Origin of the sequence: Streptomyces sp. NPDC001985 (assembly GCF_040296845.1) — a bacterium.
GTDB lineage: Bacteria > Actinomycetota > Actinomycetes > Streptomycetales > Streptomycetaceae > Streptomyces.
Genome location: NZ_JBEOYB010000111.1, coordinates 1 through 15745, shown reverse-complemented (window position 1 = coordinate 15745; position 15745 = coordinate 1). Strand labels below are relative to the sequence as shown.

Here is a 15745-nt window from a genome sequence, read left to right as displayed (position 1 = left end):
TGCCCCGGTCGGTGTTGTTGGTGAGCGCGACATACACCCGGCCCGTGCGCGGCGAGGGCTCGACATCCTCCGGCCGGTCCATCTTCGTGGCGCCGACCTTGTCGCCCGCGACCCGGGTGAAGACATAGACCTCGTCGGCCGTCATCCCCGGGACGTGCGAGGTCTCGCCGGTCGCCAGCGGAATCCATACGCCGGAGCCGTCGAACTCCCCATCGGCCGGGAGCTTCCCGGTGCCGTCGATGTCCCGCGGGCTGTCACCGGTCAGCTTCGCCACATACAGCGTGCCCTCGTCGAGGAGCGTGCGGTTGTGCTCGCGCGCCGCCCGCGAGGTGCCCTTCCGCATCCGCTTCGACGACACGAACTTGTAGAAGTAGTCGAACCGCTCGTCATCGCCCATGTACACCACCGGGCGGCCGTCGGCGGTGAGCCGGGGCTGCGCCGCCTCGTGCTTGAAGCGGCCGAGCGCGGTGCGCTTGCGCGGGGTGAAGTCGGGGTCGTACGGGTCCAGCTCGACCACCCAGCCGTGACGGTGGGACTCGTTGGGCTCCCGCGCCACGTCGAAGCGCTTGTCGAACCGCTCCCACTTCCGCTCGGATGCGCCGGTGCCGATGCCGTAGCGCCGGTCGGTCTCGCCGGAGGCGTTGGCGAAGTACTGGTTGAAGTTCTCCTCGCCGTGCAGGGTGGTGCCCCAGGGGGTGGTGCCGCCCGCGCAGTTGTTGAGCGTGCCGCGCACCCGGCTGCCGGTGCGGTCGGCGGAGGTCCGCAGCAGCGGGCTGCCCGCCGCCGGGCCGGCCATCTCGAAGAGGCTGGTCGCGGTGAGGCGGCGGTTGAGGTGATGGCGGCGGACCGGGGTCAGCCGCCCGGACCCGCGCTCCTCCTCGACGACCACGACGGAGAGCCCATGGGCCGCCCAGGCGATCTCCACCTGCTCACGGGTCGGGTTCTCCGGGTCGTACCCCCGGAACATGAGGACCTCGTCCGTGTACTCGTGGTTGGCGACGAGGACCTGGCGGTCCCGCTCGCCCCGGAGCGGGAGGAGGGAGAGGAAGTCGTTGTTGTAGCCGAACTGGCCCGCCTGGGCGCGCGCGGTCTGCCGGTCCGGGTGGAAGGCGGGCGCGCCGCGCAGGATCGGGTCGCCCCAGCGGATCACCACCTCCTGGGTGTATCCGGCGGGGATGGTGACCTTGTCGTTCCGGTTGGGGGCGACCGGCGAGAAGCGCAGGCCACGGGCGCCGTCCCGGGAACCGTGGCCGGGTCCGTGGCCGCGTCCGGTGACAGGGGCCGCCGCGGCGGGGGCGGCGGCGCCCGGTCCGGCCACGGCAGCGGCTCCCGCCGCGGCGGCGACGGTCACCACGGCGGTGGCGCGCACCATGGACCGGCGCGAGAGGGCCCCGGCGATGATGTCCCCGGCGTACTCGTTGCCGGAGGTGTTGGGCACCTCCTGGAAACAGGCGTCCCCACAGCGGTAACGGCAGGTGAGCGCCGATCGTCCGCCCGCGTGCGGCTTGGTGCTCAGGAGCGGCAGCAGTCTGCGCACTTTGTGGTCCTCCTCCGGCGCACACCGCGCCGACAGTCTGTCGGAATCTCTCCGGGCGAGACGTTAGAGGGGAACCCGTGCGAACCGGCGGACGTTGAATGAACGGCGGGTGAATGCGGGGAGTGGGGTGGGGATTATCGGCCAGGGTGCGGCCGAATGGCCGCGGTGCGGGTTCAGTCGTGAACACGCCGTGGATGTGCGGTGGGCACGTCGGGGACGGTGCGGGGGTCGACCGCCCCTGCGGGGGTTGGCGGCGGGCGGCGGCTAACCTTACGTGTCCGCCCTGGCCAGGACATACCACGGACAAACCTGGTCCAAGTGTGGAGAATACGGCACCCAACTCATGCGAAAGGCCTCGCACATGGGCATTCGGAGCTTGCTGCGCAAGGTATTCGGTCGCGATCGTTCGGAGCCAACCGAGTCGGCGGCTGCCCCCTCCGTACCCGCCCAGTCCGAACGCACGGAACCGGCCACCCCTCCCACCGTCCCGCCCCCGGCCGAGACCTCCTCGCCCGCGGAAACCGCACCCGCTGAGACCGCGCCCGCGCCCGCGTCGGAGCCCGCGGCCGAGAGCACGCCCGAGGCGGCTCCCGAGACCACTCCGGAGCCCGGCACCGCCTCCGTGCCCGCGCCCGCCTCCGCGTCGCCCGAGGTCCGGGCGACCGACCTGGTGTCGGCCGCCTTCGACAACGCCCAGCCCCGCCCCCGCACGCCATCGGTCCCCTCCCAGGCCCGCACGGAACCGGAACCGCCGGCACCCTCGGTGGAGCCCGCTGCCGAGGAGACCCCGGCGAAGCCGGAGCCCTCCGCCGAGACCCCGCCCGCACCCGAGGCCGTGGAACCCGGGCCCCCGGAGCCCGAGCCGGCGTCCACGACCCCGGAGCCCGAGCCCGAGCCGGTGGAGGTCCCGAAGGCAGCAGCCCCCGAGGTTGCCGAAGCCGTGGAGCCGGAGGCGAAGGAAGAGAAGGAAGAGAAGGAAGCGGCGGAGCCGGAGGCACCGGTGGAGCCCACCGCGCCCCCGGTGGCCGCCGAGACTCCGGTGGCCGCCGAGACTCCGGTGGCCGCCGAGACTCCGGTGGCCGCCGAGGACCCGGTCGTCGCCGAGACGCCCAACCCCGACCCCACCCCGCCCACCGAGAACACCCCGGCAGAAACAGAACCCGAGCCCGACGCCCCGGCAGCCACAACGGAACCCGAAACCGCCCCCAGCGAACCCACACCGGCCGAGACTCCCGCCGCCACCGAGGACCCGGTCGTCGCCGAAGCAGCCGACCCCGAGCCCGAGCCCGCCACGGTCACCGGGGAGAACCCCGTGGCCGCCGAGGACCCGGTGGCCGCCGAGGCTGTCGTGTCCCAGCCCGTTCCGGCCGGCGAAGCCGTGGAGGCCGAGCCCGCCCCCGTCGCCGAGGCACCCCCCGCCGTGGCGGAGGCCGGGGTGGCGGTCGTCGGGCTTCCCCATCAGGAGGCGGCTCGGGCCGCGGTGGCGCGGGCGGGGCTCGGGGAGGTGCGGGCGCGGGTGTATCTGGTGCTCGACCGGTCCGGGTCCATGCGGTCGTACTACAAGGACGGCAGCGCCCAGCGGCTCGGTGAGCAGGCGCTCGCGCTCGCCGCACAGTTCGGTGAGGACCCCTCGGTCGGGGTCGTGTTCTTCTCGACCGAGGTCGACGGGACGGGCGAGCTGACCCCCGCCTCGTACGAGGGCCGGATCGATGAGCTGCACGGCTCACTCGGCCGGATGGGCCGCACCAACTACCACCTCGCGATCGAGGAGGTTCTCGCCCTCCACGCCAAGTCCGTCCCCGGCGGCCCCGCCGGCCCGGCCCTGGTGATCTTCCAGACCGACGGCGCGCCGGAGTCCAAGACCGCCGCCACCGCCGCGCTGAGTGCGGCGGCCACGGCGGACCCGGGCGTCTTCTGGCAGTTCGTCGCCTTCGGCGAGCACGATGCGAAGGCCTTCGACTACCTCCGCAAGCTCGCCGCGGACAACGCCGCCTTCTTCCACGCCGGGCCCACCCCCGCCACCCTCCCCGACGGGGAGCTGTACGACGGCGTCCTCGGGGCCTGGCGCCCCCGCGCCTAGCCGGCGGCGCCGACCGACGGCGTAACCGACGGCGTGACCGTCGGCAGTGAGACGGTGACGGTCAGACCGCCCTCCGGGCCCGGTCCGGCCGTCACCGTTCCGTCGTGGGCGTGGGCGATCGAGCGGACGATGGAGAGCCCCAGGCCCGCGCCCGGCCCCATCCGGTCCCGTCCCTCTCCCCGCCGGAACGGCTCGAACAGCGCCGGGATGTCCTCCTCGGGGATCACCGGGCCGGTGTTCTCCACCGTGATCACGCCCTCCGCGACCCGCACGGACACCGTCCCGCCGGGGATGTTGTAGGCCACGGCGTTCGCCACCAGATTGCCCACGAGACGGTCGAGCAGCGGCCGGTTCCCCCGAACGACACCGGCACGCGCACCCGCACCCGCACCCGCACCGACTCCACCCCCGGCCCCGCTTCCGCCCCCCGGCCCGCCCCCCGGCCCGCCGATCCGCACCGTCACCCGGTGCCGCAGCGCCTCCTGAGCCACGGCCTCGCCGAGGTCCACCTCCTCGTACTCCTCCAGCCCCCGCTCCCCGCGCGCCAGCGTCAGCAGCCCCTCGATGAGCCGTTCACTGCGGCGGTTGGCGTCGAGCAGGATCTCCCGGGCGGCGGCCAGTTCGTCCGCGGTGCACCCCGGCGCCAGGCCCACCTGGATCGCGGTGCGCTGGGTGGCCAGCGGCGTCCGCAGCTCGTGCGAGGCGTTGGCGATGAACCGGCGCTGGCTGTCGAACGCCTTCTCCAGCCGCGCCAGCAGCGCGTCCAGCGTGTCGCCCAGCTCCTTCAGCTCGTCGTCCGGACCGCTCGCCGCGATCCGCTCGTGCAGGGTCCGCTCGGAGAGCCGCCGGGCCTTCGCCGTCATGGCGTGCACCGGCCGCAGCACCAGGCCCGCCGTCCACCACCCCACCACCACCGCGCAGAGCGCCGCCACCAGCAGCGCGGTGAAGGACCAGAAGAGCGACTGCAGCGACTGCGCGGACACGGCCGCCGGCGGCGCGAGGGCCTCCGCCCGGGGGTCCGCACCGGTGGTGGAGAGCAGCCGGACGACCCCGAGCAGCACCCCGCCGAGCAGCAGGAAGGCCACCCCGTGGACAAAGGCGACCCGGATGCGGATCGCCGACCCGGGCCCCATCCCGTCGGGGCCCCTGTGCACCCGCCGCCCGGAGGAGCCACGGGCCCCGGGCCCCCCGGAGCCCTCGTGAGCCCCCGGCCCCCCGGGCGCACCCGACACACCCGGCGCAGCCGAGACACCCGGCGCCTCCGGCACACCCCGCACCGCCGAAACCCCCCGCCTCACAGCGCGTACCCCACACCCTGCACCGTACGGATCAGCGCCGGCTCCCCCAGCTTCCCCCGCAGCTTGCTCATACAGACCCGTACCGCCCCGGTGAACGGGTCCGCGTGCGCGTCCCAGGCCCGCTCCAGCAGCTCCTCCGCCGAGACCGTCGCGCCGTCCGCCTCCAGCAGGAGCTGGAGCACGGAGAACTCCTTCGGCGACAGCTCCAGATCCCGCCCCTCGCGCCGGGCCGTCCGGCGGGAGGGGTCCAGCCGCACCCCGTGCCGCTCCAGCAGCGGCGGCACGGGCCGGGCGCTGCGCCGCCGCAGCGCCCGGACCCGGGAGACCAGCTCCGGGAAGTCGAAGGGCTTGCCGAGGTAGTCGTCGGCCCCCAGATCGAGCCCCGCCACCCGGTCCTCCGGACCGGCCGAGGCGGTCAGCATCAGAATCCGGGTGCGGGAGGCGGCGGCGACCAGCGCGCGGGCCACCTCGTCGCCGTGCACCCGGGGCAGATCACGGTCGAGCACGACGACGTCGTAGTCGTGCAGCCCCAGACTGGCGAGGGCCTCGTCCCCGCTGTGGACGGTGTCCACGGCGAATCCGGCCCGCCGCAGCCCGGTGGCGACCAATTCCGCGAGGGCGGCCTCGTCCTCGGCGACCAGTACCCGCATCTCGTCCTCTCCACCCCGTCCGCACCACTTCCGGTTCGTCCCCGTCCACTTAACGCCACGGGGTGTTTCGCTGACGCCACGGGGTGTTTCGCCGGTCTCCCCGGCCCCCCGGCTCCCTGGGCCGCCCCCCGTGCCCGCAGGGGTTTATCGCGGTGAGAAGGGCCGCGCGGGGCCAGTAGGATTTCGACATGGCGGCCACTGGAACCGAGAAGCAGGGGGCGGCGGCGTACTACGTCTCGACCCCCATTTACTACGTCAACGACGCTCCTCACCTGGGCCACGCCTACACGACCGTCGCAGGCGACGTGCTCACCCGCTGGCACCGTCAGCGCGGCGAGAAGGTGTGGTACCTCACCGGCACGGACGAGCACGGTCAGAAGATCATGCGCACCGCGGAGGCGAACGGGGTCACTCCCCAGGAGTGGTGCGACAAGCTCGTGGAGGAGGCGTGGAAGCCCCTCTGGGAGCATCTGAACATCGCGAACGACGACTTCATCCGCACCACCGAGAAGCGCCACACGGACCGGGTGAAGGAGTTCGTCCAGGATCTCCACGACAAGGGCGAGATCTACAAGGGCGGGTACGAGGGCCCGTACTGCGTGGGCTGTGAGGAGTACAAGCTCCCCGGCGATCTGATCGACGGCGAGGGCGAGTACGCCGGGCAGAAGCTCTGCCCCATCCACAAGAAGCCGGTGGAGCTCCTCAAGGAGGAGAACTACTTCTTCAAGCTCAGCGAGTACGGCCCGAAGCTGCTGGAGCTGTACGAGTCGAACCCCGGCTTCATCCAGCCCGAGTCCGCCCGCAACGAGGTCGTGAACTTCGTGAAGCAGGGCCTCCAGGACCTCTCGATCTCCCGGTCCACGTTCGACTGGGGGGTGAAGGTGCCGTGGGACGAGAAGCATGTGATCTACGTGTGGATCGACGCGCTCCTGAACTACGCCACCGCCGTCGGCTACAACGAGAACCCGGCGAAGTTCGATGAGACCTTCCCGGCCGATGTGCACCTGGTCGGAAAGGACATCCTCCGCTTCCACGCGATCATCTGGCCGGCCATGCTGATGGCGAACGGACTGCCGGTCCCGGGCCGGATCGCGGCCAACGGCTGGCTGATGGTCGGCGGCGAGAAGATGTCCAAGTCGAATCTGACCGGCATCAAGCCGCAGGATCTGACCTCGCACTTCGGTGTCGACGCCTACCGCTGGTACTTCCTGCGCGCCATCGCCTTCGGGCAGGACGGCTCCTTCTCGTGGGAGGACTTCACCGCCCGCTACACCAGCGAGCTGGCCAACGACTACGGCAACCTCGCCTCCCGGGTCGCCGCGATGATCGGCAAGTACTTCGGCGGCGCGCTGCCGGAGGCCACCGCGTCCGGCGAGGCAGAGACGGCCGTCCGGGACGGCCTGGCGCGGGCCGCCGCGACGGCGGACCGGAAGATCGGCGACGAGCTGGACTTCCAGGGCGGCATCCTGGCGATCTTCGAGTTCGTGAAGCAGGTCAACGGCTATCTGACCGAGCAGGAGCCCTGGAAGGTCGCCAAGGACGACTCTCCGGAGGGCCGCGCCCGGCTGGCGACGATCCTCTACACGGCCGCCGAGTCGCTGCGGGCCGTCGCGGTGCTGCTGAACCCGGTGATGCCCGAGACCTCGCAGGCGCTGTGGGAGTCGCTGGGCGCGGAGGCCGGGCTGGGCGCGCTGGCAGAGCAGCGGGTGCGGGACGCGGGCACGTGGGGTCTGCTGCCGGTGGGCTCGACGGTGACGAAGGGCGCGGTGCTCTTCCCCCGCCTGGAGGAGCCGAAGAAGGACCAGTAGGGACCGGCAGCGGTTCCGTGCGCGGAGACGGGGACGACCGCCGGCCCCGACGAGGGACCGCCGGCCCCGGAGAGAGGACCGCCGGCCCCGGGAAGGGGGCCGGCGGTCCTTCGCGCGTACCCACCGGTGCCAGGTCAGCGGGCGAGGGACCCGGCGGGCCCCATCACCACCACCGGCCGGTCCTTCGGGTCCAGGCGCCTCAGCAGCTCGGCGACCCTCGGCTCGGCGAGGCCGACGCAGCCCTGGGTGCCGCTGCCGTGGTCGACGTGTATCCAGATGCCGCCGCCCTTCTCCGCGCCGAGCGGACGGGTCCAGTCCAGCGGGGTCACCCCGGGCCTGCGGTTGTAGTTGACCGCCACCACATGGTCGAACGCCCCCTTCAGGGGCTCGCCGTCGAAGTTGGTCCCGCCGACCGTGAAGGCCGGGCCCTGGTCGTACGGGAGCCTGCTGCCCGGGTCGGGGAGCAGACCGCCCGCGTCGGTGAGGCCGTACACCCCGATCGGTGAGCGCAGGTCGCCGAGGCGGTGGTCCTCGGTCCAGCCCCGGTGGGCGTTGCGGGCGGGCCAGGGGCCGGTGACGCGCTGCCAGCCGAGCCGGGGGTCGCGCTCCCAGAGGGCCGCCGTGGAGTGGCTGGAGTCGATGTCCTCGCCGGAGACGACGAAGACCTGACGGGTCCGCTCGTCGATCCGGTCCCCGGTGCGGGGGCCGATGCCGGGTATCTCCCGCACCACCTCCCGCCGCGCGGCCTGCGGCTCGGCCCGCCGCTCCCCGGGCCCGGCGGCGGCGGAGGCCCCGGCTCCGGTCCGCCCGGCGCCGGGGCCACCGCTGTCCGCCGTCCCGCCGGCGCCCGCCGAGCAGCCGGTGAGCAGCACACCGAGGACCAGCGCGGCGGCCGGGAGCGCGGAACGGGCCGTACGGACAGGACGGGCCGTTCGGACAGGACGGGCCGGGGCGGGACGGGCGGAACGGACCGGGAGACGGACCGGGAGACGGACCGGGAGGGTACGGAAGGTCATGCGCGGGCCCTTCACTGGGTGGCGCCGGTCGTCGGCGGCCTGTCGAAGATCTCGGTGAGGGGAGCGGCCGGAGCGCTTCTGTCCCGGTAACGGGCACTGTCGACGATCTTCTGTGCCTGCCGCACCGTCCGCTCGGAGGTGCCGTCGGTGACACAGACTCTGAAGACGCTCCTGAGGTCGTGGTACCGGTCCTCGTTCAGCACCTCGGCCGTGTACATGGCGCTGCCGCCGATCCGCTCGCAGAACCGGTCCATGCCGGCCGGCTCGCCCAGGGCACGGGAGGTCTTCTCCCTGCCCGGGTTGACGGATGTCTGGTCGTCCACCTCGATGAGCACCTCACCGGGGGCGAGCCGCTCCACGGGGGCGCAGTTCGGCGCCCGGTCGCGTCCGCAGGGCCGGACGAGGGAGGTGAGCGGCTGGGTGCTCAGATATCCGACCGCCTCCACGCTGTTCCGGCTGTCGGCGGGGGCCGCCAGGGCGTGCCAGGACGACGGCAGGTCGACGGCCAGCCCCTCCAGTTCGGAGAAGCGCAGCGGTCCGGCGCCCCGGACGGAGCCGGGGGCGGGCAGGGCCTCCACTGCGCGCACGGAGGGTGTGCCCGCCGGGGACGCCGTGCTGTCCGGGCGGTGGTGGAGGCCGTCCAGGGTCTGCGGCAGCAGCGTCCCGGCGACCGCGAGGGCGGTGACGGTGAGCACGGCGGCCCCCGCCCGTCTGCGGCGCCGGCGGGCGACCCGCTCCCGCACCTGGCGGAGCCGCCCCTCGGGGGCGCTCAGCTCGGGGGTGGCGCGCTCCAGCAGGACGCGCAGCTCGTCCTCGGCGTGGTCAACAGGCTCGCGCATGGTGCTCACGCCTCTCGGTCGCGGAGTCGGGCAGCAGCGCGCGCAGGGTGCGCAGCGCCTTGGACGCCTGGCTCTTGACGGTGCCGGGCGCGCAGCCGAGGGTCTCGGCGGTCTCCTCGACGCTCAGGTCCTCGAAGTAGCGCAGCACGACGACGGCGCGCTGCCGCACCGGGAGCGCGCGGATCGCCCAGGCGAGCGACTGCTCCAGATCGACGGAGGCGTACGCGTCCCAGGACGCGACCGCGTCCGGCAGTTCGCCGTGCGGCACCTCGCCGCGCCAGCGCCGGCGCCACCAGGAGGCGTGGGTGTGCACCAGTGTCCTGCGGATGTACGCCTCGGGATGGTCCCGGGCGACGGTGTGCCACTTGGGCCAGACCTTGGCCAGCGCGGTCTGGAGCAGGTCCTCGGCGAGATGCCGGTCGCCGGTCAGCAGCCAGGCCACCCGGAGGAGCCGTGGCCCTCTGGCGGCGACAAACGCCTCGAAGTCGCCCTCGTCGCCCCCGGAGCCCATCCAGCCATCCCCGCCCTTGTTCTCGGTCGTCCACATCCGGAGAACGCGCTGGGCCGGGGTCCCGGTTGCCCGCCCGCGCTGAATGGTTTCTTCAGCCGCCTGGCCCGGGTGGCGGCGCACCTCCCCGGGCGGGCGGGAGGCAGCGGAGAGGCCCCGCGCCGCCGTGGCGGTGCGGGGCCTCTCCGGAGACCGGGCGGGAGCCGCCCGGCGGACCGGCGGCCTACTCGGCGGGCTTGGCCACCGGCTTGCGGAGCTGGATGTTCAGCTCCCGCAGCCGGGACTCGTCCAGCTCGGTGGGCGCGCCCATCATCAGGTCCTGGGCGTTGCCGTTGAGCGGGAAGGCGATCGTCTCGCGGATGTTGGGCTCGTCGGCGAGGAGCATCACGATGCGGTCCACGCCCGGGGCGATGCCGCCGTGCGGGGGGGCGCCGAGCCGGAAGGCGCGGAGCATGCCCGCGAACTCCTGCTCGACGGTGTCGCGGTCGTAACCGGCGATCTCGAAGGCCTTGAGCATGATCTCGGGCTCGTGGTTGCGGATCGCGCCGGAGGACAGCTCCAGGCCGTTGCAGACGATGTCGTACTGCCAGGCCAGAATGTCGAGGGGGTCCTTCTCCTCCAGGTCCCTCATCCCGCCCTGCGGCATGGAGAAGGGGTTGTGGGAGAAGTCGATCTTCCCGGTCTCCTCGTCCCGCTCGTACATCGGGAAGTCGACGATCCAGCAGAAGCGGAACTCGCCCTCGACGAAGTGGCCGGAGCGCTTGGCGGCCTCGACCCGGACGCCGCCCATGATCTTGGTGACCTCGTCGAAGTCGCCCGCGCCGAAGAACACGGCGTGGCCGGCGGCGAGGCCGAGGCGCTCGGTGAGGACGCTGACGTTGTCCTCGGTGAGGAACTTGGCGATCGGGCCGGAGAGCGAGCCGTCCTCGGCCACGCGCACCCAGGCCAGGCCCTTGGCACCGAGCGAGACGGCGAAGTCGCCGAGCCCGTCGAAGAACTTCCGGGGCTGGGCGGCGACATCCGGCACCGCCAGCGCGCGGACGTGCTTGCCGGCGAACGCCTTGAACGCGGAGCCCTCGAAGACATCGGTGATGTCGGTCAGCTCCAGCTCGGCCCGGAGGTCGGGCTTGTCGCTGCCGTACTTCAGCATCGCCTCGCGGAAGGGAATGCGCGGGAACGGCGAGGTGACGTGCCGGCCGCCGCCGAACTCCTCGAAGAGCTCGGTCATCAGCTTCTCGACCGGGCGGAAGACATCCTCCTGCTCGACGAAGCTCATCTCCACGTCGAGCTGGTAGAACTCGCCGGGGGAGCGGTCGGCGCGGGCGTCCTCGTCGCGGAAGCAGGGCGCGATCTGGAAGTAGCGGTCGAAGCCGGAGATCATCAGGAGCTGCTTGAACTGCTGCGGCGCCTGCGGCAGGGCGTAGAACCTGCCCGGGTTGAGACGGGACGGGACCACGAAGTCGCGCGCGCCCTCGGGGGAGGTGGCGGTGAGGATCGGGGTGGCCATCTCGTTGAAGCCGAGCGCGGTCATCTTGTGCCGGATGGCGGAGATCACGGCGCTGCGCAGCATGATGTTGCGGTGCATGCGCTCGCGGCGCAGATCGAGGAAGCGGTACTCCAGCCGCCGCTCCTCGTTGACCCCGTCGTCCGCGTTGATGGTGAACGGGATCTGCTGGGAGGCGCCCAGCACCTCCACCTCGGCGACCTCGACCTCGATCTCGCCGGTGGGCAGCTCGGTGTTGACGTTGTCCGCGCCACGGCTGACGACCGTGCCGTCGATCCGGACGACGGTCTCCTTGGTGAGGTGGCTCAGCGCCTCGTTGGCGGCGGTGCCGGGGCGGGCCACCAGCTGGGTGATGCCGTAGTGATCGCGCAGATCGATGAAGAGGATGCCGCCCAGGTCTCGGCGATTGTGCAGCCAGCCGCTCAGCCGGACGTCGGTGGAGACGTCAGAGGCGCGGAGCTCGCCGCACGTGTGTGACCTGTACCGATGCATCGTCGTTCATCCAGTCTTGGTGATTTTGGGATGGGCCGGGTCCGTCAAGGTTACCGCCCGGGGCCGACACACCTCATGGGGATGGACACGCCACCGCTTGTCCCCCGTGAGTGGGCCCCGGAGGGGCTCTGGGCACGATGGTGCTCCAGATCGGAATAAAGTGAGGCAATGCGCACCGAGGATGTCCTGGCCGCGATCGCAACCGGCCTGTGGCGGTGGGACAACGCGGCGGGGTTCGTCACCCTCGACTCCGAGGCCGCCCGGCTGCTGGAGCTGCCCTGCGAACCCGCCGCCCCCGGCGAATCCCCGTCCCACACCTTCCCCGAGTCGGTGGTACGGGCCCGTTTCCATCCCATCGACTGGAACGAGATCAACGGGGTCGTCTCGCTGGCCATCGCCGAGGGGACGCTCGCCGAGGGCAGGCTGCGGGTGGTCGACGACGAGGGCCGGGTCGTCCGTACCGTGCGGAGCCGCTCCAAGCCGGTCCTCCACAACGGGGCGTATCTGCTGGACGGAATGCTCCAGCAGGTCGCCGAGCCCACCGAGGGCACGGCGGCCCGCACCCCCATCACCGGTGACTGGCGGCGCTCGCGCGAGGCGTTCCTGCTGGACGCCGGGCGGGCGCTGGCGGAGGCGCGGTCCACCGCCGAGGTGCTGCGGGTGGCGGCCTCGCTCTCCATGCCCGGGTTCTCGCCGGACGGGCTCGCGGTCTTCGGCGCCGCGGGCGAGCGGCTGACGATCATCGGGCACCACGGCCACCAGAGCGCCGGGGAGGATCCTTTCAGCGATATGCGGCTGGACACGCACCACCCGGCCGCCGACGTGGTGCGCGGCGGGCGGGCGGTGTATCTGCCGAGCCCGGAGGAGTACTGCCGGCGCTACCCCACGAGCTGGCCGCTGGCCCAGCGGCTGGGGCGCCAGTCCTGGGCGTATCTGCCGCTGATCGTCGCCGGGCGGACGATGGGCGCCTGGATGGCGGCCTTCCGCCACCCGGTGGCCTTCACTCCCGACGAGCGGTCGGTGCTGACCACGGTGGCCCGGATGCTGGCTCAGGCGCTCACCCGGGCCGGGGTCGCGGAGTCGGAGCGGGAGCTGTCGCTGGGGCTCCAGCGGTCGATGATGCCGGTGCTGGGGCCCGCGATCCCCGGGATGACGGTGGCGGCGCGGTACGTGCCCACCGGCGGCGGGCTCCAGGTCGGCGGCGACTGGTACGACATGATCCCGCTGCCGTCCGGTCGGATCGCGCTGGTCATCGGGGATGTGCAGGGGCACGATGTGCGGGCGGCCGGGCTGATGGGGCAGCTCCGGATCGCGCTGCGGGCGTACGCGTCCGAGGGGCACCGGCCCGACGCGGTGCTCTCGCGGGCGTCCCGCTTTCTGCACGGCATCACCGATACGTACGAGAAGGCCGACTACTCCAGCCCCCGCTTCGCGACCTGTCTGTATCTGGAGGTGGACCCGGCGAGCGGCGGCATCGAGATCGCCCGGGCCGGCCACCCGGAGCCGGCGGTGCGCACCGCCGACGGGACGGTGCTGATGCGGCCCACCGAGGGCGGGCTGCCGCTGGGCATCGACCCGGACTCGGACTATCCGACGACCCGGATGGCGCTGGAGCCCGGCGAGACAATGATGATCTGCACCGACGGGCTGCTGGAGACCGGCGGGCACGATCTGGACACCGGGTGGGTGCGGCTGCGGGAGGTCCTGGAGAACCACACGGAGCCGGACTCGCTGGAGGAGCTGGCGGACTCCCTGGTGCAGGCGGTGCACGGCCCGGTCTCCCACTACACGACCGGCCCGCTCGCCGACCGGCGCGAGGACGATGTCGCGCTCGTGCTGCTCGCCCGCGACGGGGCACCGGTCCGGGAGGCCCCCCGGCGCACGGCGATGACGGTGGCCCAGGCGGAGCCGGAACGGATCGCGGCGGCCCGGCAGCAGATGCGGGAGCTGCTGCACGACTGGGCGGACACGGAGCAGATCGACTCGGCGGTGCTGATGGTCTCCGAGATGCTGACCAATGTGCTGGTCCACACCGACGGGGACGCGCTGCTGGCCGCGGAGGTCACCTGCGGCACGGGCGAGGGCACCGCCCGCCGTCTGCGCGTGGAGGTGACGGACACCAGCGATGATCTGCCGCACAAGCGGCGCCCCGGGGAGATGGCGTCGTCGGGGCGGGGGTTGATGCTGATGGAGATGCTGGCGGATGCGTGGGGGGTTGATCCGCGGGGCGAGGGCAAGTCGATCTGGTTCACCCTCCACGAGTCGACCAAGCCCACCCCGTAATCCGGGTGGCCCCTCCGGGGTGCTGGTGACTTCCGGGGCTCCGCAGCGCGCGGGCACCGGTGCCACAGGGTCCGTCCACCTCAGCCCCTCCGGCGAGCTGAGGCACGAAATCCAGCCCCCCCCGGCGATTGAGCCGCGCCCCCAGCCCCTCCGGCGAGCTAAGGCACGAAATCCAGCCCCCCCCCCGGCGATTGAGCCGCGCCCTCAGCCCCTCCGGCGAGCTGAGGCACAAAATCCAGCCTCGCCGGCGTTTGGGCCGGGCCACCTTCACCGCTCCGGCGAGCTGAGGCACGAAATCCAGCCTCGCCGGCGTTTGGGCCGGGCCACCTTCACCGCTCCGGCGAGCCGAGGCACGAAATCCAGCCTCGCCGGCGTTTGAGGCGCGGGGGTTCGGGGGCTGGCCCCCGACCCGGGCCCGCGGGATGCGGGGTCCTGTGGACCAGGGTCCGTCCTCGAACTCCCCCGGAGCTGCCTCCGAGAGGTGCCCCCAGACGGGCTGAGTGGTCCATCCCCGTCTGGGGAATTGAGGCGCGGGCGCCCGGGGCTCGGGGCGGGAGGTCAAGGGGTCGGAGGGGGAGGAGACGGGTAGCGGGCGCGGAGTTCGCTGATGACTCCGAACGCCGCCGCCGTCACCGGAACCGCCAGCAGCATCCCCAGAATCCCCGCCACCCCCGCCCCCGCGGTAATCGCCAGCATCACCACCGCCGGATGCATCTGCACCGTCCTGCTCTGAATCATCGGCTGCAACAGATGCCCCTCCAGCACCTGCACCGCCAGCACCACCCCCAGCGCCCACAGCCCGATCACCCACCCCCGGTCGGCGAGCGCGACCAGCACCGCCACCGCGCCGGAGATGAAGGCCCCGAGGTAGGGGATGTACGCCCCGACGAACACCAGCGCCCCCAGCCCCACCGCCCCGGGCACCCTCAGCACCAGCAGTCCGATGGTGATGAGGATCGCGTCGATGAGGGCGATGAAGGTGGTCCCGCGCATGAACCCCTCGACGGCCTCGAAGGCACGCCGCCCCATCGCCTCGACGGCGTCCCCGTTCGGCCCCGGCGCGATGGCGTGGGCCAGATCGGACGCCCGGTCGGAGTCCCGGAGAAAGAAGAAGATCAGCAGCAGCGCGAGGACGGCGGTGGCGATCGCCTGCCCCACCACCCCCAGCCCGCTGATCACCCCGGAGGCCGCCGTCCCCCCGAACTTCTGGAGCAGGTCCTTCGCGTTGCCGGCGAGGTCGTTGACCGAGGTCCCGGCCGCCCCGAGGTGCTCGACGAGCCCCTCCGCGGCCCGCCGCAGCGAGAGCAGGATCTGGTCGCCGCTGTCGATCAGCGCGGTCACGATGATGTACATGGCCCCGCCGACGACGGCGAGCACGGCCACACAGGTCAGCCCGGCCGCGAGCGACCGGTTCACCTTCATGCGGACGAGCCATCGGTGGAACGGCCCGAGCAGCGCCGTGCCCAGCAGCGCGAGCAGCACCGGGGTGACCGCGATCCGGAAGGTCCCCAGTACCCAGAGCACCGCCGCGGCCACCCCTGCCACCAGCAGGACGACGGCGCACCAGGCCGCGAGGCGCCGCACGGGCTCGGGGAGAAGGGTCAGCACCCCTCCACCCGACCACGCCCGCGCGCCCCGGGCCCGTGCGGCGCCTCGCGGCCTGGTGCGCCGTCGTCCTGCTGGTGGCAGGGGTGGCCGCGGCGGTGCTCTGGGTACTGGGGACCTTCCGG

11 protein-coding genes are annotated in these 15745 nt (G+C 72.8%); 3 read left to right on the top strand and 8 right to left on the bottom strand.

Annotated elements, in window-relative coordinates; genetic code table 11:
* On the bottom strand, nt 1-1537 hold a 1537-nt coding region (locus tag ABT122_RS31170; protein WP_351559107.1), incomplete at its 3' end, for a PhoX family protein.
* A 376-nt stretch (nt 1538-1913) separates the two neighbouring features.
* Between ABT122_RS31170 and ABT122_RS31165 the strand changes: the two genes are divergently transcribed.
* Nucleotides 1914-3617, top strand: a complete 1704-nt coding sequence (locus ABT122_RS31165; RefSeq protein ID WP_351559105.1) for a VWA domain-containing protein — start codon at nt 1914-1916, stop codon at nt 3615-3617.
* Here the strand turns inward: ABT122_RS31165 and ABT122_RS31160 are convergent.
* Together ABT122_RS31160 and ABT122_RS31155 are read right to left on the bottom strand one after the other, a co-directional pair.
* Complete coding sequence (locus ABT122_RS31160) at nt 3614-4750, bottom strand: sensor histidine kinase (RefSeq protein WP_351559103.1); 1137 nt, start codon at nt 4748-4750, stop codon at nt 3614-3616. The two genes, ABT122_RS31165 and ABT122_RS31160, sit on opposite strands and share 4 nt — an antisense overlap.
* A gap of 161 nt (nt 4751-4911) precedes the next feature.
* The gene (locus ABT122_RS31155) at nt 4912-5565 is read right to left on the bottom strand and encodes a response regulator transcription factor (protein ID WP_351559101.1); all 654 of its coding nucleotides are present in this window, start codon (nt 5563-5565) and stop codon (nt 4912-4914) included.
* A 188-nt stretch (nt 5566-5753) separates the two neighbouring features.
* Here ABT122_RS31155 and metG point away from each other — a divergent pair, with 188 nt between their 5' ends.
* Complete coding sequence (gene metG, locus ABT122_RS31150) at nt 5754-7373, top strand: methionine--tRNA ligase (protein ID WP_351559099.1); 1620 nt, start codon at nt 5754-5756, stop codon at nt 7371-7373.
* Between the two features lie 134 nt (nt 7374-7507).
* On the opposite strand, the gene ABT122_RS31145 is transcribed toward metG, so the two are convergent.
* The 4 genes from ABT122_RS31145 to aspS form a co-directional block, all read right to left on the bottom strand.
* A complete protein-coding gene (locus ABT122_RS31145; protein WP_351559097.1) occupies nt 7508-8389 on the bottom strand; it encodes a L,D-transpeptidase family protein in 882 nt (293 codons plus the stop codon).
* Nucleotides 8390-8400: 11 nt separating this feature from the next.
* Nucleotides 8401-9228, bottom strand: coding sequence for a hypothetical protein (locus ABT122_RS31140; protein ID WP_351559095.1), 828 nt, complete (start codon nt 9226-9228; stop codon nt 8401-8403).
* Nucleotides 9212-9739 (bottom strand): SigE family RNA polymerase sigma factor, encoded by a 528-nt coding sequence (locus ABT122_RS31135; RefSeq protein ID WP_351559109.1) that lies wholly within the window; start codon nt 9737-9739, stop codon nt 9212-9214. The genes ABT122_RS31140 and ABT122_RS31135 overlap by 17 nt, the downstream gene beginning before the upstream one ends.
* Before the next feature lie 220 nt (nt 9740-9959).
* Entirely contained in the window at nt 9960-11732 is a 1773-nt protein-coding gene (gene aspS, locus ABT122_RS31130; RefSeq protein WP_351559093.1) for an aspartate--tRNA ligase, read from the bottom strand.
* A 168-nt stretch (nt 11733-11900) separates the two neighbouring features.
* Between aspS and ABT122_RS31125 the strand changes: the two genes are divergently transcribed.
* Nucleotides 11901-14015: an ATP-binding SpoIIE family protein phosphatase gene (locus tag ABT122_RS31125; RefSeq protein WP_351559091.1), complete on the top strand. Its 2115-nt coding sequence runs from the start codon at nt 11901-11903 to the stop codon at nt 14013-14015.
* Between the two features lie 558 nt (nt 14016-14573).
* Here the strand turns inward: ABT122_RS31125 and ABT122_RS31120 are convergent.
* The gene (locus ABT122_RS31120; RefSeq protein WP_351559089.1) at nt 14574-15623 is read right to left on the bottom strand and encodes an AI-2E family transporter; all 1050 of its coding nucleotides are present in this window, start codon (nt 15621-15623) and stop codon (nt 14574-14576) included.
* Nucleotides 15624-15745: the final 122 nt, after the last annotated feature.

Bases quoted from the DNA above. Each gene is read 5' to 3' on its own strand.
- ABT122_RS31160 (WP_351559103.1), bottom strand. From the start codon at position 4,750: ATGGGGCCCGGGTCGGCGATCCGCATCCGGGTCGCCTTTGTCCACGGG.
- ABT122_RS31155 (WP_351559101.1), bottom strand. From the start codon at position 5,565: ATGCGGGTACTGGTCGCCGAGGACGAGGCCGCCCTCGCGGAATTGGTC.
- metG (WP_351559099.1), top strand. From the start codon at position 5,754: ATGGCGGCCACTGGAACCGAGAAGCAGGGGGCGGCGGCGTACTACGTC.
- ABT122_RS31145 (WP_351559097.1), bottom strand. From the start codon at position 8,389: ATGACCTTCCGTACCCTCCCGGTCCGTCTCCCGGTCCGTCTCCCGGTC.
- ABT122_RS31140 (WP_351559095.1), bottom strand. From the start codon at position 9,228: ATGCGCGAGCCTGTTGACCACGCCGAGGACGAGCTGCGCGTCCTGCTG.
- ABT122_RS31135 (WP_351559109.1), bottom strand. From the start codon at position 9,739: ATGGGCTCCGGGGGCGACGAGGGCGACTTCGAGGCGTTTGTCGCCGCC.
- aspS (WP_351559093.1), bottom strand. From the start codon at position 11,732: ATGCATCGGTACAGGTCACACACGTGCGGCGAGCTCCGCGCCTCTGAC.
- ABT122_RS31125 (WP_351559091.1), top strand. From the start codon at position 11,901: ATGCGCACCGAGGATGTCCTGGCCGCGATCGCAACCGGCCTGTGGCGG.